This is a genomic window from Fluoribacter dumoffii NY 23, from assembly GCF_000236165.1.
In the GTDB taxonomy this organism is placed as follows: Bacteria; Pseudomonadota; Gammaproteobacteria; order Legionellales; family Legionellaceae; genus Legionella; species Legionella dumoffii.
Genome location: NZ_CM001373.1, coordinates 1,005,143 through 1,029,819, shown reverse-complemented (window position 1 = coordinate 1,029,819; position 24,677 = coordinate 1,005,143). Strand labels below are relative to the sequence as shown.

Below are 24,677 nucleotides of genomic sequence, written 5' to 3'. Positions count from 1 at the left end.
TTAATATTTAATCTATAATGATTTATATAGAGTGTTTATAAAAGCCCGGAGCAGAGAATTTACAATGACACTAAAATCGAAAGAAGTAGAAATCTCCGAAGAGACAGAGAAGAAAAGGCTTGATGCGCTTCAATCATTAAAGATTATGGATACGGTTCCCGAAGAAAGCTATGAACGATTGGTGCGACTTGCAATTGATTTATTCAATATTCCGATTTGTTACATTGCATTTCTTGATGAAAAACGTCAATGGTTTAAAGCACGCCATGGTTTAAAGGCGAAACAAACACCAAGAAATATCTCTTTTTGTAATGTGACTATAAAAAAACATGAGCCTTTAATTATTAATGATGCACTACTTGATGCGCGATTTGCCAACAGTCCCCTGGTGCAGAAAGATCCTTATATTCGATTCTATGCGGGTGTCCCTTTAACTGATCCCCAAGGTTATAATGTAGGTACTTTTTGCCTTGCGGATACCTCTCCGAAAGAACTGGATGAGAAACAAATGGAGCTGTTATTAAATTTAGCAAATATTGCAAAAGATCAATTGAGTCTTCGTAAGACCAATCTCTTATTGCAAAAAATAAAAAACCAGCTGGAAGTACGTAACAAGTTAATTCGTAAAGTATTCAGCTTTTATATGTCAGATGAAGTGGTTAATACGATTCTTGAGTCCCCGCATCATCAAAAACTAGGGGGATATGAAAACAAAATTACCATTATGTTCAGTGATTTAAGAAATTTTACTCCTTTATCTGAATCAATTCCTGGTGAAACCCTTGTTACTCTTTTAAACAGCTATTTCAGTAAAATGGTTCCGGTAATTGAAAAATATCAGGGAATCGTGGATGCATTTATTGGAGATGCCATAATGGTCATATTCGGTGCACCATATTCCTCAGGAAATGATTCACTCCGTGCCATTGCTTGCGCTTTGGAAATGCAACGAGTGCTAAAAAAACTCAATCAGGCGAACACTAAGAAAAATTTACCCAAGTTAGAAATGGGAATTGGAATTAATACGGGTGTTGCGGTGGTCGGTAATGTGGGTTCCAGGAAACGTATGCAGTATAGTGCTATAGGATCACCCGTCAATTTATCTTCGCGAATTCAGGACTTAAGTCTTGGCGGGCAAATATTAATTTCTGAATCCACCTATAAAGAGGTTGCCAAGGACATTGAGGTTAATGGACATCTTAGAGTAAAAGTCAAAGGAATACAGTCACCTATTACTATTTACGATGTGGCGGGATTAAAATCACAGGCCTGAACGATTCCAAGGAAAAACTTATGTGGCCCTCCAGATGAATTGAGAGGAAACCACATGAGTTTATTGGTCACACAATATATTAGACTTGTGGACCCTTATGAGTTCTTTCTGACTCAGAAACTTCAGCAGCTAACCCATTAGGAGTAATTCCCCATGGTTTGTATCGAGAAGGTTTGATGTTCACTCCACCTTCTTTTAAAACATCACTAACCAGTGTGGTGCAGTTATATACTGGGTTAGTGTTTCTATTTTTTCCGGATGATCGGCGATACATTTCAACATCAATAGGATCATGGGCAACAAAGGCCGAACTGTCTCTAAAAAATCCCGCGACATTTACATTAGGAAATAACTGATAACCCACTTCCCCAGTTTTTACTTTTTCCTGAGTTTCTTCGATATGCTTATTCATTGCAGATGTATCTAAATCCTTAAAATGATAAATTTGATCTGGGGGTAAAGGTTGTGTGCTTTCTTTTACTGAAATCCTTGGGGGACTGTCCATATCACCAAAACTTGAGCCCTCCGAAGCCCCCATTGTTTCCATATCTTCAGATAAACTGGAAGCAAGGTGTGCCTGTAAAGGGAGTACGGAGGTTATTCCTGCGGATGGAATACTTGCAGGATGAATGCTTGTATAAGTACCAGGATCATCTGCATTCACTTTGGGCTGTGAACCGCCTACTTGGATTGCAGCATGGCCCACCTTATTCGCTGTCATATTCCACACGAATACCCAGGTATCATTAGATGGTTCATTGGTTTTTTGTTCATCAGGGTTAATTTCAGAAGTTTTTTTGACATCTGAATTAGAGGAAGAGGTATCAGAGCGGGTGTTTTTTTTAAACTCTAGAAATGAAAACATAACAATCCTTTTATAATTAGAAAAATTACCTATAACGCATAGATTATAAGCAGAGATTAAATTTTAAATCAAGTGGATATTTATTACCCATCTTATTCGGTGTTTACTGAATAAGATGGGTAACTGATGAGATTAGATATTGCAATGCTCTTTTACAAACGCATCTTTATCCACTTTACTAAAGCCGTGTCTCTCCAACTCTTTAGTAAAGAATGTAGGTACTGTTGGATTATCAAAATCATACCCAGCTCTGCGGAGGATATGAGTTACTGAACTGGCGCAGTTATCTACACGAAGTTTAGGAACTGTAGGATGATCATTATCGTATACATGGATTCCACACATATCTTCAGGAGGATGAAATCCTGTTTCTTTAATATGTTTTTGTACTACTAATTCCGCACCACGAGCACCTTGGGCTAATTTTTTACATCCCTTTGCTAATGGATTAGCTGTACCAAAAACAGAGTAAAACCGGCGTCCTCTTTTTACATCCTCACTAAATTCAGTATGTCCTTCTTTTGCCTTTTTAAATTGTTCTTTAGGTACATCACTCACCAAGACATGGTTTGCTTCCTGTACATCTTGCACATGATCCTGGGCGAGTTGGCCAGGTACAGGTATTGAACCTAAACTTAATCCATTAATAATGCTTCCAAAAGCAGAAGGGTAATAGCTCGTAGTATGAATTCTTGTTACACCTGCTTTTTTCTTGATAAGTAAAGCGGTGACATGCCCTGGGCCATTATCGTTATTGGTTTCTTTTACGCAAACTCCGATTTGATATTCAGTTTTGGGTTGCTGTTCGGTTTCTTTTTTAGAGTACATCTGTTTATCCTCATAATTTTTGACTGTAATACGTGGTATCCATTCCGAGTATTTAAACTCACTTTGACTAATAATTATACAGTTCAAATATTAACGAATTATTAAATTGATTAATTAATATACAGATTTTGCATTCAGTAAAGATAAGAAACTACGCAGCTGCAATTCTGGATAAGGAGAGGGAAGATGCGGAAAGGGGTTTTCAGATAATCTTTTTTAAATTAATTGTGAGTTTTTTAAATTTAGGGCATTGACATTATTCTGATGGGGAACTTAAATTGCTGATAAACACTATGGAGGGTTATACCGCATCTCCAGTCCAAACTGGCAATGGGATTTAAAAAACACCCCTAATATTGACCTACGGCCGAGATCCTGTAAAAAGGGTTATGTACAATTTTCAGTCTGAAAAACCGAATTACCTAGTCTGTTGAAGCGAGATTAACCTTAAATTTCTCAATTGTGTCAGCAGTAATTTCTCTGAATCTTTCGGGTGTTAAATCCCTAGCTATGCCACTTGAGCCCTTATTATGTATTAGCACTTCTTCGTAAGCATTTTTACCTAGTAGAGTAAACAAATTATTCAGATCTGGGATCGATAAATTTAATAAAGTTGAGTCTTCCTCTGGCATAATTGGATTAATTTTTTTAGGTGTTTGCATTTCATAAGCATAAGCAATTTCAATCAATATGCCTTCATGAAATTGTTTGCCCACTAGTTCAACTCCAATAGGCAAATTTGTTTCAGCATTATACCCAACATTTATATTAATAGAAGGAAGCCCTGAGTTGGATGAGACCGGGGCACGCCAGGTATTTACGGTCATTCCATCATATGTAGCGGATCCCTGTGTGGTTATTGGTATAAGTAGTGCATCAAGATTATTTTTTTCCATTACCTTTTGAACATAGATTTTATTTTTGTCAAAAATTGCTTGTGCTTTTTGATAAGACTTGCTGCTCTTGCTCGGCACATTCTTGATAAAGTGAAGACAATCTTTTATTGTGCCAAAGTTTCGTGTGCGATTGGATTCACAAATGTCACGAAAATTTTTCCGTGTTGATGGAAAAGAAGCAAGATACTCATTTACATCTTGAATTTCTCCTGCTTGGTTGTTTTGACGATTATTGTTAAATAGTGGGAGATTAACATCAATAACAGTTGCGCCCATTTTCTGCATATCTTTAGTTGCGTTTTGTATTATTTTTTCAATATGAAGGGGCATCTTATCGAATGTATTGATGTCATTGACATGATGTACAATTCCAATACGCTTGTTAGTTAATCCAGCTATATTTAGAAATTTAGTATAGGTTTCCTCTCTAGGAATATTGAGAGTTTTTAGATCGTGTGGATCGGATTTGGCTATGATATCCAGCAAAATGGCTAGCTCCATAGTAGAACGTGCAATAGGGCCAGCTGTTCCATCCAGATTTCCCATAGGAAAAATACCTTGTTGACTAATCAAGCCAGTACTTGGGCGCAATCCGACTAAACCGTGAAACGCTGCTGGTATTCTAACTGATCCGCTATTATCAGTACCAATACCCAATAAAGCAAAACTGGCACTGACGGCCGCTGCTGGGCCGCCGCTAGACCCTCCAGGATTTTTACTGGGATCATAAGCATTACCAATTCTTCCACTACGACTGCTTATTCCAAACATTCCCCAGGCAAATTCGTCCATGCCCCCTTTTCCTAAAATGATGGCACCGGCATTACGTAATCTTCTTACTAGAAAAGCATCGCGAACGGGTTGGCTGCCAAGTAAAGCATATGATCCAGAAGTTGTAGTTGTGTCAAAAGAATCAATGTTATCTTTCAATATGATTGGAATACAGTGAAGTGGACCTGAGAGCCTACCTGTTTTTTTAAAAGAAGTATCCAATTGATGGGCTTGTGTTAGAACAGATGGGTTTAAGTCGCTCCATGCATTGATTGGTGCTTGGCCTTTGACACTTAGGTTATATTTTTTTATACGATCAATATATGCGGTTATCAAATTAAAGCAAGTGAGTTGATGATTTTGAATGGCACTATGAATAGACGAAATTGTCACCGATTCCAAGTCAGGATGATAAGCCTTCGGTTGCTGTGAAAAGGATATACCGTTAACGAATAATGTAATAAATAAAATAAAATGATATTTCATGTTGTCATTTCTCAAATACTATGCGTTAAGAGGGAGCAAAACTGGTGCTCGGATTAAGAAATTTTTATTAGCCTTTCCCATGTAATACATAATTATGTATCTTTCGTATTAATAATTCTTCGTACAGATGTACGCCCAATTCCAAGTTTTCTAGCAATTTCTGATTGAATTACTCTCTAAACAGTTTAGTAATCTCATCTTTATATTTTTTGCTGTTGCAGGTCTACTGTATAATTTTCCATTACTTCTAGCATGTGCAATACCTGCTTTAACCCGTTCCCGTAAAATTTCCCGCTCAAACTCTGCAAAGATCGCCATCAAACCCTGTTTTTAGATTTACCATGGGATGAATTTTACCAAAACCTAAAGCCTTATACCGAGCTGATATAAGTCTGACGATCCCAGACTATTTGTTAAAGAACTATTGGAAGAGCATCAGCAAGCTGCTGAAAAGGTGAATAAAAATGTTGTTGATAATGTATATTTGAACATAGCCAGTATTAAAGCGAGCTATCAGTAAGAAAGTGAGTGAGCAACAAAAAAAATGTCAAGTTTGGTAGCATCCAAAATGCCGTAGACGGTTATCGTATCTGTACTTACTGACGTGGAAAAAATCGCCATTAAAGCACTTATCAGGGTACGAGAGCAAAATAGATGACTATGATTTGCGTTTTATTGCTACCAGTTCCGCATAGGGCTGCAATGTTGGCCTAGTTCAAGCTGAACGATGCTTGATTTCAAAACGAAAATATAACAATCTTCTAAAATTCGAGAAATTATCCATTTTGGCAAAAGGATTACAGGCAAGTATTAAATTTTTATCAAGTGTAGGTTGCAGCACACCTTGAGAATTAATTAGTGTGCTGCGCTTATCTATAGCTTCTTGGACGAATTGCAATGTTCTTTTACAAAAGTATCTTTGTCTACTTTATTAAAGCCATGTTTTTGCAGTTCAGAGGTAAAGAATGTGGGTATTAATGGGTTCTCAAAATCAATTCCTCCCCTGCGCAATATATGAGTTGCTGAACTGGAACAGTTGTCTATGCGCACTTTTGGCGGGGTAGGATGATCATCATCAAATACGTGAATACCACAAAAATCTTCCGGGGGATAACAGCCAGTCTCTTTTTTATGCTTCTCAACGACCATATGCGCACCTCCAGCTCCTTGAACTAATCGTTTCATCCCTTTAGCCAATGGATTTTCTTTACCAAAAACAGAGTAAAGACGATGACCTTTTTTTACATCTTCATTAAATTCAGTTTGTCCTTGTTTGGCGTTTTTAAATTGTTCTTTCGGCAATGACTTAACTAAAACATGATCCGCTTCTTTAACGTCTTCTAAATGATCCGGTGCAAGTTGCCCTGAAACGGGTACCGAACCAAAAGTAACTCCGTTAACAAGACTACCTACTGGGCCAGGGTAAAAACTTGTGGTACGAATTTGAGTTGTTTTTCCTTCTTTTTTCTTAATCAATAATGTAGTTACGTGACCAGGACCATTCTCTTGATTGGTATCTTTGATACAAACACCGATTTGGTATTCAGTAGTGGACTTTTGCTCTACTTCTTTCTTCGTGTACATCTTACCTAACCTCATATAATTGCATTACGAGGTTTCCATACCTTATTTAAAAATCACCTTTGAGTGAATATTATACTGAGTGATTATTAACAAATTATTAAATATGAGCAAGATTTGAACACATAAGTTAAAGGGTACGAAAGAGGCTTTTAATTTAAACCTGTGCGCGCGCAGTATGAGTTGCGACGCTCAGAGCTGTTTGCGAAGTTTGTGCGACTGAAGGCAGAATTATGTTTAGTTTATAACTGAAGAATTTATACGTTTTTGGGAAATTCAACAGCGAAAAGCTGCTCATAATCTATAACTTCATTTTAAAGCAGGAAAATAGCGTTAGATCAATAAGTCCTGGTTATAGAAATTTGAACAACTCTTCACCACCAAGTTTAACCTTTTTTAATGGGATTTATTGTGTACAAGCATTCTATTGGTCAAAGCAATGGCTAAAGCAGATACCAGCAAAGTTAAATGAATAATGACCTGCCACATCACCGAGTAGTTGCTGAGTTTATTAGGATCGATAAATGTTCGCAATAAATGAATCGATGAGATTCCAATTAATGAGAGAGCAAGCTTTACTTTCATAGCACCTGCATCGAGATGATCAAGCCATTCGGGTTGGTCTGGATGCGAGTCCAGCGCAAGCGGGGAAACAAAAGTTTCATATCCGCCCATAACTACCATAATGAGTAGATTGGCGATCATTACCACATCAATTAAATCCAGCACGCCAAGCATGATAAGGGTATCATCAATACTATTAAAATGGGTTACTAATTCAAATAACTCATGGACAAAACGATAAACATATACCGCGAGGATTAAAATTAAGCCCAAATATAGAGGAAGCTGTAACCAACGTCCCATAAAAATAAACTTGCTAATGCTATTTTTTAAATTGTTCATAAAACCTTACACCAATATTGTTAGTTGCTCCGAAATCAAAAAATTTCAGATGCATTAAATTTATTTAATCTTTTTCGTTTCAAGATGAAAAAGAGTTTATCTATTGTAACAGGGTGCAGACAGCGCGTTTAGCAGTGCATTCTGAATAAACACTGGCTAAATGTGAGGTTTGCACCCTGATGACACATTTATATTATGGAGTTTCAGTAACAGTAATTACTGAAGAAACACCTTGAGCCTTGGTATTCGGATTATACATGGACTCTGCATAAGCGGGCGGAACAATGTATTTTCCTATATTTACAGCTTTTATTTTATAAACAATTTCTTTGGCAGCAGACTCTACTCCACCAAAGAAATTCACTCTGTCTTCACGAATATCCACATAATCCATGGTGTTATTTTTCACAGAGTCAGTAACTACTTCAAAACCACCAGGTAATAAATCTTCAATAGCAATATTAGATAAATAATCATTGTCTAAAGCGCGAATTTGGATATGGACTTCAATTTCGCTTCCCAAGGAAGTGGAATTGATTACATTTCCTTTTGGATCTCTATATTCGCGGAAAATTTCCAAACCTTGTTTTAAAGGCGTATTTGGAATTTCCCGATTAAAGCCGGATTGGATTAATTGATAGAAATATGTTTTTTTCTCAGGATTGTTAAAACGTATTTTCAATACATCCGAATCAATATCTGTTTTTTGGTAGTCTGTTTGAGTAACAGGAACATTAATTTCCTTATTGTCTGTCCTTATTTGGGTTATGGTTAAGGGCGAAGCGGACTCATTAGATGGCGCTTGATGATAGGCTCCTAAAGCCAAACTTGTAAACCCGGACAAGACTGTATTAATTTCATTATTGTTAATTGCCTGAACCAATCGGGTAAGTAGTTCATTTCCTACCTGAGGTAATAAATTGGGGAAATGTTTCGCTACAAGATACAAGTACTGCGCATCAGCAATTGCACTGCTATAAAAATCTGCAATGTAAGCTTGTTTGGTTTGCGGTTGATACAAGCCGATTAACTGATTTGCTTCTGCGTTGCTTTGTAGTAATTGATAGGAAGCTGCTATATAGGCTGTTGTAATGTCGCTCTGCCAAGCCTTTGTTTTGTCCTTTTCTAAATACAGTTGTAAATTAGCCAGATAATTTGTCGTAACAATTTCATTGCGGGTTAAAATATAAATAGCATAAGCCTGAATCCTTGCTGTATCCAAATCAGAAACATTTTGGTTAGCCAAAGTTTTAAGATAGTTAATGCCGTTAGAGAATAAATCGCCAGGTACACTAAACCCCTGTGCTTTCGCTTCGGTCAGAAAATGCATGGCATAAACTGATGAGAAATCATTACCCTGGTTATCTCCAAGGCCTGGCCAATAACTGAAACCGCCACTAGACATTTGCCGTTGACTGAGCATTTGAATTGTGGCATTCACCTTCTCATGCACTTGCAGGGTTTCATCACCAAAACCTGTTTGATTGTTCATTGCCAATAAGGGCAGAGCTTTGCTAGTCAATTGCTCGGTACAACCATAAGGATAATTATCCAGATAACGTTGTAAACCAAATACTAAAATCATAGGACTTGTAGAAGCTGTCGCGTTCACTTTACGATATTCTGGAAATAAGGTTTGCATGATATCCAGTGTTTTTTTACTGTCTTCTGATTTACCGCTATTAATGTAGGTGCTAAATGGGATGGCCGGTCTTACACTGAGAGTAGCATTCATGATACTGGATTTATCTCCCATGCTGGCTTTAAAGCTTAATTTAGCACCGCCTAGAAGAGATTTGGCCTTTAATTTAAAATGAACTGTTTGCTCGCGTCCCTCAGCAATTTCCAAGGTCTGGATTGGAGAGCCAATAATCTCAATTTCAGGAGAAGCGCTTAAGTTAACTTGAATAAGTGCGTGCTCACCTGAACCTTTAATATTGTTGGCGACAGATGATGATATTTCAAATTCATCTCCAGGGGCGACAAAAGTCGGGACATTTGGATTTATTATAAAATCACCGCGAATTTCAGCAGCAGTCTCTTGCGAACCCACAGAGTCTGATGATACCGCTACTGCCATGACTCGTAATGTACCATTGAAGTAATCAGGAACGTGATAAGTCACTTGGTGAGTGCTTGAGTCCGTATCAAGAATTCCTGACCAATAAGCGACGGGAAGTTCTGACTTTCGTTTAAAAGGATTAAGGCGGCTCGCCATTCCTTCTTCACCACTGTCACCGCCAACTGCTGACAGTTCCCGGTCCTGAATAAATTTAGGCATGATTTGATCAACAGTTTGTTGGGTCAAAACCTCAAGAGCATGTTTTTGGAAGAAAAAAGACAAAGGATCAGGCGTCTCATAACGGGCGACCTGAAGAATGCCCTCATCCACTGCGAAGACAATGATTTTTCCTGGTTTATCGGTATGATAATTTATAGTTAAAGGTTCCCCAGGGCGTGCAACCTCTGCAGTTTGTAAATCTATTTTTATATCATGACTTTCATGGTTTACTGTAAAAGGTACCACACTGTAACTGAGAGGACTGATGAAAATTTCTGGTGAATTCCAGTCACGTATGAAGGCTACATTGATGTAACCATCTCCTTGAAAGTCGGCTGGTATATGGATGGTTTGCACCGAGTTGGTAGTATCGGTTTTAAACCATTGGGCCGCATAAACCTTATCCCGCTCAATGGTAATTAAGCCCGAACCTGTGTAAGGGGCAGTAATCTGTATCTCGATTTCTTCATTGGGCAGATATTCATTTTTGTTGAGCTTAATCGCCAATTCCGCATTTTTGGCCAAAGGTTGTTGACTTGCACCTACCACGCTGAATTTTAACTGGTTCAGAACCGTATTATCTTTTCCAAGAATGCTTAGTGAGAAATCGCCTATTTGTTGAGTGGGTAAAGTGTAATCTGTGCCTTGCTCCGAAATATTAAAAGGTGAGGTACTGATAACTGTGGATTGAACAACAGACTGATATTGATAAGTACCATCTGCTTTTTTTACTAAAGTTGTGACTGGATGCAACGAAACCAGTTGGATCTTCAACTCTTTAATTTCTTCCTTGTTCAAGCCGGGGTTAACCGCAATGTAATTTATGCTGCGAGCACTGTTTTGTTTGATAAAAGATAAATCCCCATCGGGTTTATACCCAACGAAGTAAGCTTGGGGACTGACTAGGGTCTTGGTTTGACTGGTTACACTGCGCCCGCCCTCTGACTCAAAGCCTTCAGCAAAAAAAGTTAATTGATACGTCGCTTTTTCGAAACGCTCAAGATTCAAATCAAACTCAGCTTCGCCTTTATCATTTGTTTTAACGTCATTCAATGTTTCGGTGAAAACCTTCGGCGGTTTTTTGGGATCCAGCAACGGATCAACGAAAACATAATCAGGATACTTATCAAACTGTACTTTTTCAGGTACGAGTAAAATTTTACCGCTAACTTTTCTATCTGCAGCTGGTGCGCCGTACAAGTTCCAAAGAGTTACCTCACCTTTTAATCCAACCGGCGAACTCCATCCTGCAGAAGGGTTGGGGGACAAGCTGGTTGTGATTCTCATTCTATCAGGTAAAAATTCAGAAACGCGGATATTTGTAGATCCAAGCAGATTTTGCGGATAACCGTCTTTGACCAAGTACAAGTTAACCATGTACTGCCCCGTAGGGGAGCTACTATTTGTGGTAAAATCCAGGTTCATATAACCTAAATCATTAAGTGTAATTTTTTCATCTTTAATTGTTGTCCCTCTTGAATCAACTACAGTTGCCTGCAGCGGTAAGCCGCCTGGTTGGGGTTGTGCATAGGCTTGTTTGACAATCATGCCGATATGAACAGTATCTCCGGGTCTGTATATCCCTCTGTCAGAAAAAAGATAAGCACTTAAACTGTGCAACTCCTGATTATAAGTATAAAGGCCCCCTATATCGAATTTGGAAAAATTGAGTTGCCGATTGGCGTTATTGAAAGGGATAAATGAGACATCATTATTCAGTTGAGCCAGATATACCGTGGGTTCTCTATCATCCACAAAATCTTTCAAGGAGGGAAATGTAACCCGGCCTTGTGCATCACTAATGCGAGATAAAATGGGCAATCCGTTTTTCCCTAAAACGGTTACTGTTGCATTGGTAACAGGAGTCCCCTGGGCAATGGAGTCAACGAATACATCATGACTACCATCCTGGTTGTCCTTGACTAATAAGGCCAGATCAGTAATTAGAATCATCCGACTTGCTTTTACATCCAATGGGGAATTATTTGCGACATCCCAGCCAGTAGCCTGTAACAAAAAGAGACCTTGTGGACCCATTGAGTTGGTATTCATTGTTAAATACTTGCTGAAATCAAGCGCAGTATATTGTTGTTTGGTTACATCTGAAACATTAAACTCCTGAATCTCGGAAGATATTTGACTGATATTTTGTTGGTTAAATGAAGGATTAATAAAAAATGGATTATTAAAATCTCCCTGGGTTTGGGTTACCAATTGATTGATGTTTTCTGGTAATACTCGTGCAAAGTCAAATTTAACTGCAGGCACGCCCCGAATGAGGACAGACAGTTTTTTTTCTCCGCTTAAAGCCAACAGTGACCCCTTATGTAAGAAACTGATTTCTTTGGGTATGGGAGGGACCGGAATAACTGCTGCATAGGTGTTACCTAAAGTAAAATCACCAAATCCCCGCATTCCTTTGTCAATTTTTATATAGATATATCGTGGAGCTTCTGATTTAAATTTGAAGCTATGCAAGCTTGAATAGTTTTGCTCTGTAGGAATAGCTTCCTTTGTCAATGGTGTTGACAGGGAAAGAATGGCTTCCGTCACTTCGCCTGGGTTTTGCCATTGGTAATTTTCCTGGGCTGCTTCAGCAACCGTTGCTGGGCGATCTTTAGGCAATAAATAAAAATGTACTGATTTATTAAATTCACTTTCATTTATTCCTAATGAGGTCTCCACAGTGAGCACTTGTTCGGGCCTGTCTTTATCATTACGAATGATAGAGGCTGTAGTGGAAAGTACTTTAAGGAAATCGCTGGCACTGGGAATTATTAAATTCTGTGACTGTTCCTGCCGTAAATGGCCGGAATTGGTAGAAGATGTAATGTCTTTATTCAATGTTAAACGTATGAAGCGGGCCACATCAGTTATTTTTATTGTTTCAGAGTGCAGATAGGCTAGCCGTTTATTCTTATCAAATGTAAAGGTAAAGGGAAGGGCTTCACCAGCAGAGCCCGATTTTGTCTGATAAACCAGCGATGTGTTTTTTTCCAAGGTTTGGGGGTTAACTGGATAATTAAACTCTATTGTGGCTACCGCATTTCTGGTTTCAACATGAACTGGATCCTGATAAAGCTTAAACTCGGTAATTTTGGCAGTTAAGGGGTGGGTGTTGAAAGAATATTCATGGCTTTCCAAATTTGCACTAGGTGCAAAGAAATTATTGGCAAAATGAATGGTGAACTTTTGTCCTGCAGGCCAATCCTCTGAGGGTGTAAAAACTAGCTGGCTGTCTGTGTTCCACATCCATGTTCCTGGCATTTTAGGGCTCATTTCAATGCCTTCAGTTATCGGTTTTCCAATCAGATTAATGGGAGCAACAGACTGGTTGATAAATCCATTATTTTTGATTCCAAAATCAATAATCAAATTGTTGGGAAATAATCCTTCTTCAGTATTAGGGGTGATATCTGGAACCGTAATCTGAGCAGTTGTATAAACCGGTTTTGGTAAATTTTTATACCAGTATAAGGAATAGCCACCAGAAATTAGAATGACAATGATTAGAAGGCTGGTTCCCCAGAACATTTGGGGCGATGATTTTGATTTATAACACAAGTAATTCACCCAGGGAGGACTACGCCAGTTTAATTTGCCGAAAACAGATGAAAACGCATTTTTTAAAAAAGATAGCGGGTTTTTATTCATCATTGATCCCAAGTGGTGAAGAGGGTGGAAAAAATTTGCATATATTTTATTCGATTTAGTGCATAATAGCGACTATGAACAGAATATTTAAAAAACTAAGCATAATCCTTATTTCACTCCTTGTCAGTGCCTATTTAATATTATTTTTTTTGCCAAAACCCCCGCTTTTAGAAGACGTCAGTTTTTCAAGGGCAGTTTATGATGAGCATCAAAAATTATTAAGGCTAACATTGAGCAAGGATGAGAAATATCGTCTGTTTACCCCTCTGTCATCCATATCAAAGCAGGTTATTGAGGCAACTTTATTACAAGAAGACCAGTATTTTTACTGGCATTATGGTATTAATCCCTGGGCAACGATAAAAGCTATGTGGCAAACATACGGCGTGCAATCACGAAGGGTAGGGGCCTCAACCATTACCATGCAAGTTGCACGGCTGCGGTATGGCATGAATTCAAAAAAAATTTCCGGGAAATTATTACAAATCATTCGTGCGATTCAAATTGAAATGCATTATAGCAAAAATGAAATTTTAGAGGCTTATTTGAATTTGGCACCCTATGGGGGCAACATTGAAGGTGTAGGGGCAGCAAGTTTAGTTTATTTTGGAACGGGTGTTAATAAAATTACCTTACCTCAATCTTTAACTTTAAGCATTATCCCTCAAAATCCAGGTAAAAGGACCCCCAATAATAAAGAATTAAAACAAATACGCGAGCATTTATTAGGACGTTGGTTAGGTAAGCATCCAGAAGATGCGAATAAAAGAGGCATGTTTGCTCTTCCGTTGGTCATGCAAAATACTCATATGCTTCCCTTTAATGCACCTCATTATGTGAACAAGGTTTTATCTACTGCACCAAACAAACAGCAAGGCATTGAAACTACTTTAGATTATCGTACTCAAATGATAATCGAGCGCATTACCCATCACTATCTTGCCAGAAAAAAGACACTGGGGGTAAATAATGCAGCTGTGTTGCTTGTAGATACTCGGGACATGGGTATTAAAGCAATGTTAGGGTCGGCTGACTTTTTTAATTTAGGCATTAGCGGGCAAATAAATGGCACAGAGACCAAACGTTCGCCAGGCTCCACATTAAAGCCATTTATCTACGGATTGGCTTTAGATCAAGGCCTAATCCATCCAAACTCCATCTTAAAAGACGTGCCTCACAGTTTTAATGGATATAATCCTGAAAATTTTGATTATGAATTTATAGGACCTATTAAAGCCAGGGATGCTTTGGTTCTGAGCCGTAATATTCCAGCAATTTATCTTGCAAGCCAGTTAAACAGTCCTACCCTCCACCAATTATTGGAAAAAGCACAAATCAGCCAATTACGCTCTGAGTCGTACTATGGATTATCCTTAAGTCTAGGTGGTGTCGAATTGACTATGAATGAACTGGCCAGTTTATATGCGATGTTGGCTAATGACGGAATATGGTATCCAATTCGCTCGTTGAAACATGAGAAAAGGAAAAGCGGTGTTCGTTTGCTAAGTCCAGAAGCAAGCTATCTGGTATTGGATATGTTAAAAAATACTCCGCGCTTGGATGACAATTCCACGAGCGGGACTCGTTTGCAGGTCGCCTGGAAAACCGGCACGTCATCTGGATACCGTGATGCATGGGCTGTTGGTGTATTTGGTCCTTATGTTTTGGCAGTATGGATAGGAAATTTTGACAATAAAGCTAATCCTGCATTTGTAGGCAAGGATATTGCAGCTCCCTTATTTTTTGAACTGATCGATGCATTAAGGCATGAACGAGGCCCTATTCGTGCTTTGGAGAAACATCCCGAACAAATGAATTTAAAAAAAGTTGAAATATGTAAAGCATCGGGTATGTTGCCAACACGATACTGCAAAGACACTGAGTGGGGTTGGTTTATCCCTGGAAAATCTCCAATAAAAACAGATACAATTTATAGAGAGGTAGCCATTAACAGCAAAACCGGGTTACGCACTTGCCACATGGATGAATTTACCCGTTTTGAAATTTTTGAATTTTGGCCGTCTGATTTGTTAAGTATTTTTAAGAAAGCTGGAATTCAAAGACATACCCCTCCTTTTTTTGAGCCTGACTGCATCTTAACGGGACATCCCGGTATTGAGCCGCACATTACATCACCACAAAATGGAATTAGTTATATAATTCGTGCTAATTCCCATCTAAATAACACCATCCCCTTCACCGCTGTAACAGACGCGGGTGTTGCTCATGTTTACTGGTTTATTAATGAAACGTTTATCGCCAAAACAAAAGCAGGGGAATCTTATTTATGGAACGCAAAACCTGGAAAATTTGTTGTTCGGGCAGTAGATGACCATGGGCAATCAGAGGCCCGCGATATTCATGTTCAACTTGATAGTTGAGAAAAATATTATCAAATATCCAAAACTCAGAGCTGCCTCATAAAACAATATGTACAATATTTCTCTTTCTGTTACAGTACAGTTGTTTACTTGGCCGAAAAACAAGCACATAATTAAACTTTTCCTATTCATATGAAACGATTTTTTAAACCCAAAAAACATATCTCTTTTAACGAATACCTGGAGATGACTTTAATTACAGCAAGGAGAATTTCTGAGGTTTCACCCGGTAAACAAAGGTACAGCAGTGCTCAATTTGAAATGGCACTTATTGCTTTCGGTGATTTTAATAGATTAAAGCTGGAAATGGATGATGATATTGAGGTGGAGCTACCTAAAGAAGTTGAGTGTGATTGGATTGCAGGTTTTGATTGGCTTGATCTTGCTGTGAGCTACGGCGATGAGGATGCAATTTCCTACTTTAAAAGCAACTTACAGAAAAAAAAATTTTCTACATTTTATTTTGAATATAAGGCGGAATATCGCCCTGATTGCGCATTACAATCACATGAGGACATGAGTAAGCATCAAAGACTCAAACTTTGATTTGATGTGTCACAATTTGAAAAATAAATTTCCATTCCATAAGTTAACATTATTTATGGATAAAACTCGGACCTGGAGAACATTTTTTATTTTTCTTTTTTTTTGTGAAGCAACTCTCAGTAGGTAGTGCTGGTATTATTCGTCCCGCTATGTGTGTCTCGATTTTTCTCACTACCACTATTAGGATTTGTACTGGAATTTGTATCAGTTCCGGTATTAGTCTCGGAATTCTCACCAGCTCCTGTATTTGGTTCTTCGGTACCTCCAGAACTTGCCTCTGAGCTGCCAGGCGTGGGAATGACCGTGTTTATTCTGCCTAAAGCATAACTTGAAGAAAGTGTAACTGTTATTAAGAGAAACAAAAATATTTTATTCATGATTTCACCTGAAAATTAAAATAATTATAGCTACTAAAAAGTCCATTCTGTGCGTTTAGAAAAACAAGTAAAATTCTATTTTTTCTAATTTGTGTGCATCCTGGGTCATAACTCTAGAACAATTTAAATATATCCTCAGAAAAGTGTATTAATGATGCTGAATTTTGAGAATCATTGATTCCAAGGTTAATCCGGGTCCAAAAGCGCAACTAAAAACATTTTTTGCCTTATCTTGAATATTAAGTTTATCCCAGATTTTTTTTAATACGAATAACACCGTTGCGGAAGACATATTCCCATATCTTTTCAATACCTCATATGAATATTGAAGGTCATCAGGACTTATGTTTAATGCATGTTCACATGCTTGCAAAATTTTAGTTCCACCGGGATGAATTGCATAGAAATCAATATCGTTAAATGAATAACTGGCTTGTTCCAACAATTTTTCAGTAAACATTAAAATTCCTGATTTAATTGCTTCGGGTACATAAGATCCAAGCACAATATCAAAACCGTAATCACAAATAGTCCATGCCATATCCCGACTGGTTTGCGGCACCAAATCGCAATAAAAACTTTCAATATTAAAATATTTTTCCGTATCAGTTTTTGCCTGTATCAGAGCGGTTGCAGCCCCATCAGCAAAAATAGCATTTGAAACGATGTTCTCTATGTTAAAGGCATTCTGGAAATGTATGGTACATAATTCGACACAAACCAGCAGCACATTACTGTGAGGTTCTGTTTGACAAAATGCATTGGCTACTTTTAAACCATTAAAAGCACCATAACATCCCATAAAATTGATAGCTGTGCGTTTAACCGAGGAGGCTAAATTGAGTTTTTGCACAATTTCTATATCAATGCCAGGTGCATACATTCCCGTACAACTGACTGTGATTAAATGAGTTATTTTACTGCGATCAAAATTAATGCTGTTTAAACAATTTTCAATAGATTCTACCGCTAGATTAAGGGCATTATCTTTATATAATTGCATTCTCTGAAAAGTTGAAGGGAAACTTCCATGAGCAGTATTGGGAAAGAATTCAAATTGTCCGGGTTTTTTACAGTAATCGGTTAAAACACTATGTCTTGTTTCAATACCTGAAGATTTGTATATTTTTTTCAATATTTTTTTTTGCGCTTCATCAAGATGAAATCCCGTAGAAATAAGTTCGGCAATCTCATCTTGTGTGCGCATAAATGGAGGCGTTGCAATTCCTATTGCAGTAATCTTTGATTGCATTTTGTCCCTTTTAAATGTTCCATTACAATGGACCGAATCAAGTACCAAGCGAGTCCATCTCATTTCATTTTATTGCAATACCTAAGTATACAATGCAAAATAAAAATTTTTCATTATCTAAAATGACATGATCCAATTAAAAATACGATCCAAGGAAAAGGAAATAATAGATCTTGGTCCAAATTTCTATACACCGCATGAATACGTGCAATCATTAAAGAAGCTGTTCAAAATCAACCAATGGATGGGAATTTTTAAAAATACAGTTAATTTGCTAAAACTGTATCCTCCAACTTCAATAGTTATGGATGTAGGGTGCGGAGGGGGCTTATTTCTACTAAACCTGAGCAAATACTATTCTAAAATGCATATGATTGGGGTAGATATTTCCGCAGAGGCGGTTGCTCTCGCAGAAAATGAACTGCAGGAATGGCGACAACAAAATAAAGAAACATCCATTGTCTTTAAAGTACAACACCAACCCGAACTGGAAATGGCAGCAAATAGTGTGGATATCATTTTACTTAATTTGGTATGTCATCATTTGGACGATGAGGAGCTCATAGCTCTCTTAATCAAGTCACATGAGATCTCCCGAAAAGCCATAATCATTAATGATTTACATCGCAATTCTATTGCCTATTTGTTTTATAAAATAATTAGTCCTCTTTTATTTAATAACAGGCTTATAACTCATGACGGCCTGCTCTCGATTCAAAAAAGTTTTACTCGAAAAGAACTAAAATATTTTTTAGAGAAGGCATGTATTAAAAATTATCAAATCAAATGGCACTTCCCATTTTGGTGGAGTATCCTAATTAGAAAATAATAATACGGAAAAAGTCTATGGCATTGGATGTGCTTATTATCGGAGGCGGACCGGCAGGGGCAACCACTGCGCTATTACTTGCTGAAGCAGGATGGTCCGTAGGGCTACTTGAAAAGAAAAAATTTCCGCGAAGAAAGGTCTGTGGGGAATTCATATCGGGAACCAGCTTATCCCTACTGCAAAAAATGGGATTGGAAGAATTTTATTTGACACATGGCGGTCCAGAAATTAATAAAGTAGGTTTATATGCTGATAATGTGATGCTGACGACGAAAATGCCCTCGTCAGCATCTTCTCAATGGGGCAGGGCATTGGCGCGTGAATATCTTGATACAGAACTGGTAAATAAAGCCAAACTGAGAGACGTACAAGTCTGGCAACCTTGTGAAGCAATCCATTTGCAACGTACAAAAAAGGGGGAATTTATTTGTTCTGTAAAGGCAAATGATGAAATAGAGTTAAGTGCTTCCTTGGTTGTGGTTGCTAATGGATCATGGGAAAAATCCATTGAGCACCTGGAGACCAAAATACATAAACCCTCAGATCTTTTAGCCTTTAAAGCCCATTTTACAAACTCAAGCTTACCCGCTGATTTGATGCCCTTGCTAGCATTTCCGGGAGGTTATGGGGGAATTGTTCATAGCAGCATGCAAAAAGTCACACTTTCGTGTTGTATTCGTCGGGATGTATTGCAAAATTTACGATTAAAAACCCCGGGAATACATGCAGGGGAAGCAGTTTATAGATATCTTTTGAGCCAATGCCGTGGGGTCCGGGAAAGTTTGGGTAATGCAGAACGAGTAGGTGCTTGGTTGGCGACAGGGCCGATTAGGCCTGGAATTCGTTGTTGCTATCGTGACGGTATCTTTTTTGCAGGTAATATTGCAGGAGAAGCCCATCCTATTGTAGCTGAAGGAATAAGTATGGCCATGCAATCAGGATGGCTTCTTGCAAGTAATCTAGAACAGTTTAAAGGGAATTGGAATCGGGCAGGGATTCTTTACTCAAAACAATGGAATAAATATTTCAGGACCCGCATTCAAGCCTCTGCGCTATTTGCACATCTTGCAATGATGAACTCCTGGCCCAGATCTTTACTTTTATCAATGATTAAGCAGTTCCCCATAATTTTAAACCTGGGTGCACGATTTAGTGGTAAAATACAACAAGTAGTTCCAGTTGATAAAAATTAAAAATAGTTTGATTTAATAAAAAGCAAAATTTAATCAATGAAGATGAGTCCCTTTGATATAAAAATTGAAACATTATTGTTGGTTACCGTTTGGAAGCAGCCTTCTATTTTTCAGGGGTGTTTTAAAATATCTTCTCTTTATTTTCAACATGAGAATTATTTCCTTTTTCGCTGTGAAGTAGATAATTCTGGAGAAATTGAATTTATTGAAACTGACTTTTTTCCTGAAAATTATCATTTTACCCATATTTATAATCAGGAGCAGCAGTTAAACCTGGACCAGCAGAGTGAATCTTGGGAACATGCAGTATATGTTTTGAAATATTCACTTTATAGGACTATAAAGGAAATGCTGACAAATAATTCGCAAAAGCATCAATCTCTTTCTATGGATGAGGTATTTGTGGATTCGTTACTAGCAAAAATAAAACCACTTTTGGCTAAAGAGCCTTTATGGAATGAGTCTATGAGCGAAATCGGCTTCGCTGTATCTATGGATTTTTGTCCTGAAGAAAATATGGGCGAGAGTGCAGCATACACTCTTATGTCTGCGTTTGAGACCCACGAACTTATTCAACGAGAAATTCATTAAATAGCAAAATAAGTCTAGTCTGAAATCTTTTTGGGATAAATTTTTACTTGTAGTATTTTATTAGCCTTTGTCTTTTCAATGTCTGCAACAAATTCAGGGAAATCGATGCGTTCTCCTTCTTTTGGTATATAGCCTAAGCGTTGTAAAAACAATCCTGTTAAAATATCGATATCATCTTCTACGTCGATGTCACGATTAAGGGCTTGTTCCAAAGAGTATATGGAGCAATTTCCTGATGCAGTGATACTTCCATCCTTGTTTAATACCCAATCTACTTTGGTACGATGAAATTCATCCTTGATACGGCCGATGAGCACTTGAAGTAAATTATCTAGGGTAACAAATCCCAAAATCGTATTTTTACCACTATAAACAAGAGCAAAATGGGGCATTCCCTCACGAAACTGACGTAATAAATCCAATGCAGGTAAGCGGCGCGAAACTTTTAGAATAGGTCTAATAATTGATCTTATATTTGCTATTTCCGTATTATGATATATGGCAGGCAGGATATCTTTTACGTGAATAATTCCAATAACGTCTTGTTTCTCTGGGTCATACACAGGATAACGACTATAACGATGCTTCATAATAATATCCATCATTTGATGAAGTGACTGATTCAGATTAATCATGACCATTTCTTCGTTAAAACGCATCACTTCTGTGACCTTCAGCTCGGCCAAATCAAGCGTATGCTCAATTATTTCGATTTCATCTTCGGTTAATTCCCCATGAAGATGACTGGCATTCAAAAGCAACTTAATTTCTTCCGTCGAAAAATAATGTTCGCCTTGGTGAACAGCATCTAATTTAAAAATTTTTAAAAGAACATTAGAGCAGGTATTAAGAAACCATATTGCCGGATACATAATCCAGTAAAAGCCATATAAGGGCAAAGCAGTCCATATAGAGACTCTTTCTGACTGCCGGATAGCAAGTGACTTGGGCATCAATTCACCAACAACAATATGAAGGAACGAGATTAATGAAAAAGCAATAAAAAAAGAGATAACTGTTGTAAGTTGAGGTGAGTTAACTCCAATAAGAATCAAAACTGGTTCCAATAAATGAGCAAAGGCGGGCTCACCAATCCAACCCAGTCCAAGAGATGCGAAAGTGATGCCTAGTTGGCATGCGGATAAATACGCATCGAGATGTTGATGTACATGAAATAGAATTTTACCTCTCAAACCATAACTGGCCTTGATTGTTTTCACTCGAGTTGAACGCAGCTTCACCATACCAAATTCAGCAGCCACAAAAAAAGCATTCAATAAAACCAATGCAAATGCCAATAGAAGCAAGAGAATATTAATCATTTAACCCATCCTTAGTTGAAAAATTGAGTATTCATTTTTATTCCTTCTTTTAAAGAGACCGTAAAAAATAATAAAAAAACTCGAAATCCTCTCTCCATCAGAACAACGTAGTAGGGGAGAGATGGGATTATTTCAATTTTCCCGCACAAAAATGTTAACATGAGGGAGAAAAGTAAAATTTTTAATGATCATGCTCTATGGTAATAAGAAGTATGACCGCGTCACAGGGATTGATCAATTGGAAATTGTTCTTTGATATTGAGTTATTACCAATTTGGACTCAATAGGTGAAATTCCCAATATGATAAACCTATCTTAGACTCATTGAATAAGTTTGACTCACATCAGCAAGTTCTTGAGTTGTGGAAATAAACTCAAGCTTTTCAGTTGCAAGCCTAATCCAGGCATCACCAATGCTGTTTATTGTCATAATCTTGGCAGCCCAACCAGCAATTAACATCATATATGCAGATAATTCCCCACCAGAAACCATACGATAATTTTTCGCGGCAGTAATAAATGTCTTATATTCTGCAGGATTATCGATTAAATTTTCTGTCCTTTTCATCAAATCAATTGATTCCTCGCAAGAAAGCTGCTCATCTTCTTCTAACCTGGCAATTAACGCGATCGTCTCGTTGCAAGCCCTTTTAAATTCATTAGGATACTCTGGATGTTGCGATAATTTCTTTTCGATATTCTGCTGGAGCTGAGTTAATGATTTATGTAAGTCATTTTTCAAGATAGTTTTTATAGATTTGAATAGACACTCTTCTAACTTTATTTCAGCATCCGAATTACGATGCTCACCACCTAAAAACATTACCTGTTTTACAACATGTTCCACACCAAATTGATGGCGGCCTACTTTTCCCAGGGGATAATTATTAAAATCATAACCTTCCTCATAGCTTCGTACTCCAGGATTGTCTGATAAAAATAAATAATCCATATCATAACTCGTTGCATATGCATCCCAATTTAACTTCAAGCGTAACTGAAGTTTTTCATTAAAATTACGAGCTAACTCTTGGGCTAAATAGGGACATTGGCTTGTAACAAACTCTAAAGATGCTGTCGTTGTTGTAGCGTTATAAAGTGAAGCGAGTTTTATAGTTTCAGACTCAATCGACAAAAGTTGTAATTTAAAATAAAAAGCGGTCAATACATCATCTTTTTGATGAGCGAGCCGTTCTTTAGCATCACCAATATCATTCTTTGCGGCATAGTAGAGTATCAGTCTAGGCATGCAATCATTTGCATGAATATCAGTTTTCCTGTATCGATTATAAATAACTTCCATTTGATCTTTTGGAGGTTTAGGAAGGGAAGATAATGTTAAAAATTCTATAATATCTTTCGCTCCCCCAAGATGAGATAACGGGATTGCGTCGCCATATCCCCCTGAGTTAGCCTCATCTGTATTACCTGTAAGTCGTAGGCCTAAATTACTTTTAGCTAAAGGCACTAGATCTTGGGGAGTAAATAATGGCATACATGCTCCAATAGGATAACTTTTGACTAAAAAGACGATGTTACCAGAACATAGGTGGAATTAAGAACAGCTAAGTCAAAAAATTAAATTAAGCTGCTGGTGATAAAAAAATGAAAACCCATTTATGACAGATGCTTCACTTGTTCAATAAGGCGTAGGGCATCTTTGGGGGCATATGCTTTTTCATCGTTATCAAAATAACAATAAATCAATTTGCCATCATTTCGCCAATTCCGTATTTTTTTCGCATAATCTGTAATGGTGTGCTCGTCGTAAGATCCAGTATAAGGAGTTTCATTAGGCCCATGCGGACGTATGTAAATTAGATCACTGGTAATAATTTCAGGGGGTTGATATTGTTTAAAATCATAAAAGCATAGGGCGACATTATAGTCACGAAGGAGCTCATAAGTATCTTCCGCAAGCCATGTCGTGTTTCTAAATTCAAAAGCATACCGATGTTCTTTCGATAATTGGCTTAAAAATTGAGCTAATCTATCAGTATTTTTACGCCAATGCGGGGGCAGCTGGAATAATATAGGTCCCAATTTCTCACCAAAATTCTCCAGAACCCTATAAAGTTTTCCTAGACTAACTCTCGGCTCACATAACTTTTTCATGTGAGTAATATAGCGGCTGGCTTTGCACGTAAAAATAAAATGCTCAGGTGTCAACTCGCTCCATTTTTTTACTGTTTTTTCATTGGGCAAATGATAAAAACTAGTGTTCACCTCAACGGTATTAAATTTTTCCGCATAATAAGAAATGAATTCCTCTGTAGCGCTTAATTCTTCCGGATAAAATGAACCACGCCAATGCTCATAACGCCATCCCGATGTTCCAATATGAATATCATCCAGCTTCATTCGTTTCCTTTAATCAGAACAATGTTTAATCCTTGTAATATCAATTAAATATAAAATAAGAAACTCATGTTTTCATGAGTTCCGTTTCTTTTTTTCATCAGTACACTGAGAATCTACCATTAAGTTTTTAATTTAATTACAAAAAGATTTAATAATTAGGACAGCGTAATGGTGTTCCAAGAGTCATTTAAAAGAGAACTTTGAAGCAAGAAGGGATTGATAGACCCATGCACTAAGTCTGATTATTTTGATAATCAGACTTAGTGAAAAGGGCACTTTGTGAA

Annotated in this window: 18 protein-coding genes; 6 read left to right on the top strand and 12 right to left on the bottom strand. The window is 37.6% G+C overall.

Annotated elements, in window-relative coordinates; all coding sequences use genetic code 11:
* The first annotated feature begins 64 nt into the window (after positions 1-64).
* On the top strand, positions 65-1,273 hold the full coding sequence (locus KYQ_RS04760; protein ID WP_019349699.1) for an adenylate/guanylate cyclase domain-containing protein: 1,209 nt from the start codon (positions 65-67) through the stop codon (positions 1,271-1,273).
* Positions 1,274-1,352: 79 nt separating this feature from the next.
* Here KYQ_RS04760 and KYQ_RS04755 read toward each other — a convergent pair whose 3' ends face one another.
* The 7 genes from KYQ_RS04755 to KYQ_RS04725 all read right to left on the bottom strand — a co-directional run bounded on the left by KYQ_RS04755 (position 1,353) and on the right by KYQ_RS04725 (position 13,541).
* Complete coding sequence (locus KYQ_RS04755) at positions 1,353-2,138, bottom strand: hypothetical protein (protein WP_010653710.1); 786 nt, start codon at positions 2,136-2,138, stop codon at positions 1,353-1,355.
* Positions 2,139-2,270: 132 nt separating this feature from the next.
* On the bottom strand, positions 2,271-2,966 hold the full coding sequence (locus tag KYQ_RS04750) for a hypothetical protein (RefSeq protein WP_010653711.1): 696 nt from the start codon (positions 2,964-2,966) through the stop codon (positions 2,271-2,273).
* A 422-nt stretch (positions 2,967-3,388) separates the two neighbouring features.
* Entirely contained in the window at positions 3,389-5,119 is a 1,731-nt protein-coding gene (locus KYQ_RS04745) for an amidase (RefSeq protein WP_010653712.1), read from the bottom strand.
* Positions 5,120-5,269: 150 nt separating this feature from the next.
* Positions 5,270-5,437, bottom strand: coding sequence for a recombinase family protein (locus KYQ_RS04740; protein WP_010653713.1), 168 nt, complete (start codon positions 5,435-5,437; stop codon positions 5,270-5,272).
* A gap of 555 nt (positions 5,438-5,992) precedes the next feature.
* A complete protein-coding gene (locus KYQ_RS04735; protein WP_010653714.1) occupies positions 5,993-6,703 on the bottom strand; it encodes a hypothetical protein in 711 nt (236 codons plus the stop codon).
* A 393-nt stretch (positions 6,704-7,096) separates the two neighbouring features.
* Positions 7,097-7,606, bottom strand: coding sequence for a TIGR00645 family protein (locus KYQ_RS04730; protein WP_010653715.1), 510 nt, complete (start codon positions 7,604-7,606; stop codon positions 7,097-7,099).
* A 193-nt stretch (positions 7,607-7,799) separates the two neighbouring features.
* Positions 7,800-13,541 carry an alpha-2-macroglobulin gene (locus tag KYQ_RS04725; protein ID WP_010653716.1) on the bottom strand — a complete coding sequence of 1,914 codons (5,742 nt, stop codon included), beginning with the start codon at positions 13,539-13,541 and terminating at the stop codon, positions 7,800-7,802.
* 74 nt (positions 13,542-13,615) lie between these two features.
* On the opposite strand from KYQ_RS04725, the gene pbpC reads away from it, so the two are divergent.
* A complete protein-coding gene (gene pbpC / locus KYQ_RS04720) occupies positions 13,616-15,922 on the top strand; it encodes a penicillin-binding protein 1C (protein ID WP_019349698.1) in 2,307 nt (768 codons plus the stop codon).
* Between the two features lie 186 nt (positions 15,923-16,108).
* Positions 16,109-16,468: a hypothetical protein gene (locus tag KYQ_RS04715; protein ID WP_010653718.1), complete on the top strand. Its 360-nt coding sequence runs from the start codon at positions 16,109-16,111 to the stop codon at positions 16,466-16,468.
* A gap of 116 nt (positions 16,469-16,584) precedes the next feature.
* On the opposite strand, the gene KYQ_RS04710 is transcribed toward KYQ_RS04715, so the two are convergent.
* Positions 16,585-16,845, bottom strand: coding sequence for a hypothetical protein (locus tag KYQ_RS04710; RefSeq protein WP_010653719.1), 261 nt, complete (start codon positions 16,843-16,845; stop codon positions 16,585-16,587).
* A 148-nt stretch (positions 16,846-16,993) separates the two neighbouring features.
* Complete coding sequence (locus KYQ_RS04705) at positions 16,994-18,097, bottom strand: type III polyketide synthase (RefSeq protein WP_010653720.1); 1,104 nt, start codon at positions 18,095-18,097, stop codon at positions 16,994-16,996.
* A gap of 127 nt (positions 18,098-18,224) precedes the next feature.
* Here KYQ_RS04705 and KYQ_RS04700 point away from each other — a divergent pair, with 127 nt between their 5' ends.
* Genes KYQ_RS04700 through KYQ_RS04690 form a run of 3 tightly spaced genes read left to right on the top strand, consistent with a single transcriptional unit; the run spans position 18,225 to position 20,710 of the window.
* Positions 18,225-18,926, top strand: a complete 702-nt coding sequence (locus KYQ_RS04700) for a methyltransferase domain-containing protein (RefSeq protein WP_019349696.1) — start codon at positions 18,225-18,227, stop codon at positions 18,924-18,926.
* Positions 18,927-18,943: 17 nt separating this feature from the next.
* The gene (locus KYQ_RS04695; RefSeq protein ID WP_010653722.1) at positions 18,944-20,119 is read left to right on the top strand and encodes an NAD(P)/FAD-dependent oxidoreductase; all 1,176 of its coding nucleotides are present in this window, start codon (positions 18,944-18,946) and stop codon (positions 20,117-20,119) included.
* Between the two features lie 36 nt (positions 20,120-20,155).
* Entirely contained in the window at positions 20,156-20,710 is a 555-nt protein-coding gene (locus tag KYQ_RS04690) for a hypothetical protein (RefSeq protein ID WP_010653723.1), read from the top strand.
* Positions 20,711-20,724: 14 nt separating this feature from the next.
* Here KYQ_RS04690 and KYQ_RS04685 read toward each other — a convergent pair whose 3' ends face one another.
* The 3 genes from KYQ_RS04685 to KYQ_RS04675 all read right to left on the bottom strand — a co-directional run bounded on the left by KYQ_RS04685 (position 20,725) and on the right by KYQ_RS04675 (position 24,393).
* Entirely contained in the window at positions 20,725-22,032 is a 1,308-nt protein-coding gene (locus KYQ_RS04685) for a hemolysin family protein (protein WP_010653724.1), read from the bottom strand.
* A 310-nt stretch (positions 22,033-22,342) separates the two neighbouring features.
* A complete protein-coding gene (locus KYQ_RS04680; protein ID WP_010653725.1) occupies positions 22,343-23,527 on the bottom strand; it encodes a hypothetical protein in 1,185 nt (394 codons plus the stop codon).
* Positions 23,528-23,649: 122 nt separating this feature from the next.
* The gene (locus KYQ_RS04675; RefSeq protein WP_010653726.1) at positions 23,650-24,393 is read right to left on the bottom strand and encodes a DUF72 domain-containing protein; all 744 of its coding nucleotides are present in this window, start codon (positions 24,391-24,393) and stop codon (positions 23,650-23,652) included.
* Positions 24,394-24,677 lie beyond the last annotated feature (284 nt).

Excerpts from the sequence above, each read along its gene's own strand:
- KYQ_RS04755 (WP_010653710.1), bottom strand. The coding sequence starts at position 2,138 with ATGTTTTCATTTCTAGAGTTTAAAAAAAACACCCGCTCTGATACCTCT.
- KYQ_RS04740 (WP_010653713.1), bottom strand. The coding sequence starts at position 5,437 with ATGGCGATCTTTGCAGAGTTTGAGCGGGAAATTTTACGGGAACGGGTT.
- KYQ_RS04680 (WP_010653725.1), bottom strand. The coding sequence starts at position 23,527 with ATGCCATTATTTACTCCCCAAGATCTAGTGCCTTTAGCTAAAAGTAAT.
- KYQ_RS04750 (WP_010653711.1), bottom strand. The coding sequence starts at position 2,966 with ATGTACTCTAAAAAAGAAACCGAACAGCAACCCAAAACTGAATATCAA.
- KYQ_RS04735 (WP_010653714.1), bottom strand. The coding sequence starts at position 6,703 with ATGTACACGAAGAAAGAAGTAGAGCAAAAGTCCACTACTGAATACCAA.
- KYQ_RS04685 (WP_010653724.1), bottom strand. The coding sequence starts at position 22,032 with ATGATTAATATTCTCTTGCTTCTATTGGCATTTGCATTGGTTTTATTG.
- KYQ_RS04710 (WP_010653719.1), bottom strand. The coding sequence starts at position 16,845 with ATGAATAAAATATTTTTGTTTCTCTTAATAACAGTTACACTTTCTTCA.
- pbpC (WP_019349698.1), top strand. The coding sequence starts at position 13,616 with ATGAACAGAATATTTAAAAAACTAAGCATAATCCTTATTTCACTCCTT.
- KYQ_RS04675 (WP_010653726.1), bottom strand. The coding sequence starts at position 24,393 with ATGAAGCTGGATGATATTCATATTGGAACATCGGGATGGCGTTATGAG.
- KYQ_RS04705 (WP_010653720.1), bottom strand. The coding sequence starts at position 18,097 with ATGCAATCAAAGATTACTGCAATAGGAATTGCAACGCCTCCATTTATG.
- KYQ_RS04690 (WP_010653723.1), top strand. The coding sequence starts at position 20,156 with ATGAAGATGAGTCCCTTTGATATAAAAATTGAAACATTATTGTTGGTT.
- KYQ_RS04695 (WP_010653722.1), top strand. The coding sequence starts at position 18,944 with ATGGCATTGGATGTGCTTATTATCGGAGGCGGACCGGCAGGGGCAACC.
- KYQ_RS04745 (WP_010653712.1), bottom strand. The coding sequence starts at position 5,119 with ATGAAATATCATTTTATTTTATTTATTACATTATTCGTTAACGGTATA.
- KYQ_RS04730 (WP_010653715.1), bottom strand. The coding sequence starts at position 7,606 with ATGAACAATTTAAAAAATAGCATTAGCAAGTTTATTTTTATGGGACGT.
- KYQ_RS04760 (WP_019349699.1), top strand. The coding sequence starts at position 65 with ATGACACTAAAATCGAAAGAAGTAGAAATCTCCGAAGAGACAGAGAAG.
- KYQ_RS04715 (WP_010653718.1), top strand. The coding sequence starts at position 16,109 with ATGACTTTAATTACAGCAAGGAGAATTTCTGAGGTTTCACCCGGTAAA.
- KYQ_RS04700 (WP_019349696.1), top strand. The coding sequence starts at position 18,225 with ATGATCCAATTAAAAATACGATCCAAGGAAAAGGAAATAATAGATCTT.
- KYQ_RS04725 (WP_010653716.1), bottom strand. The coding sequence starts at position 13,541 with ATGAATAAAAACCCGCTATCTTTTTTAAAAAATGCGTTTTCATCTGTT.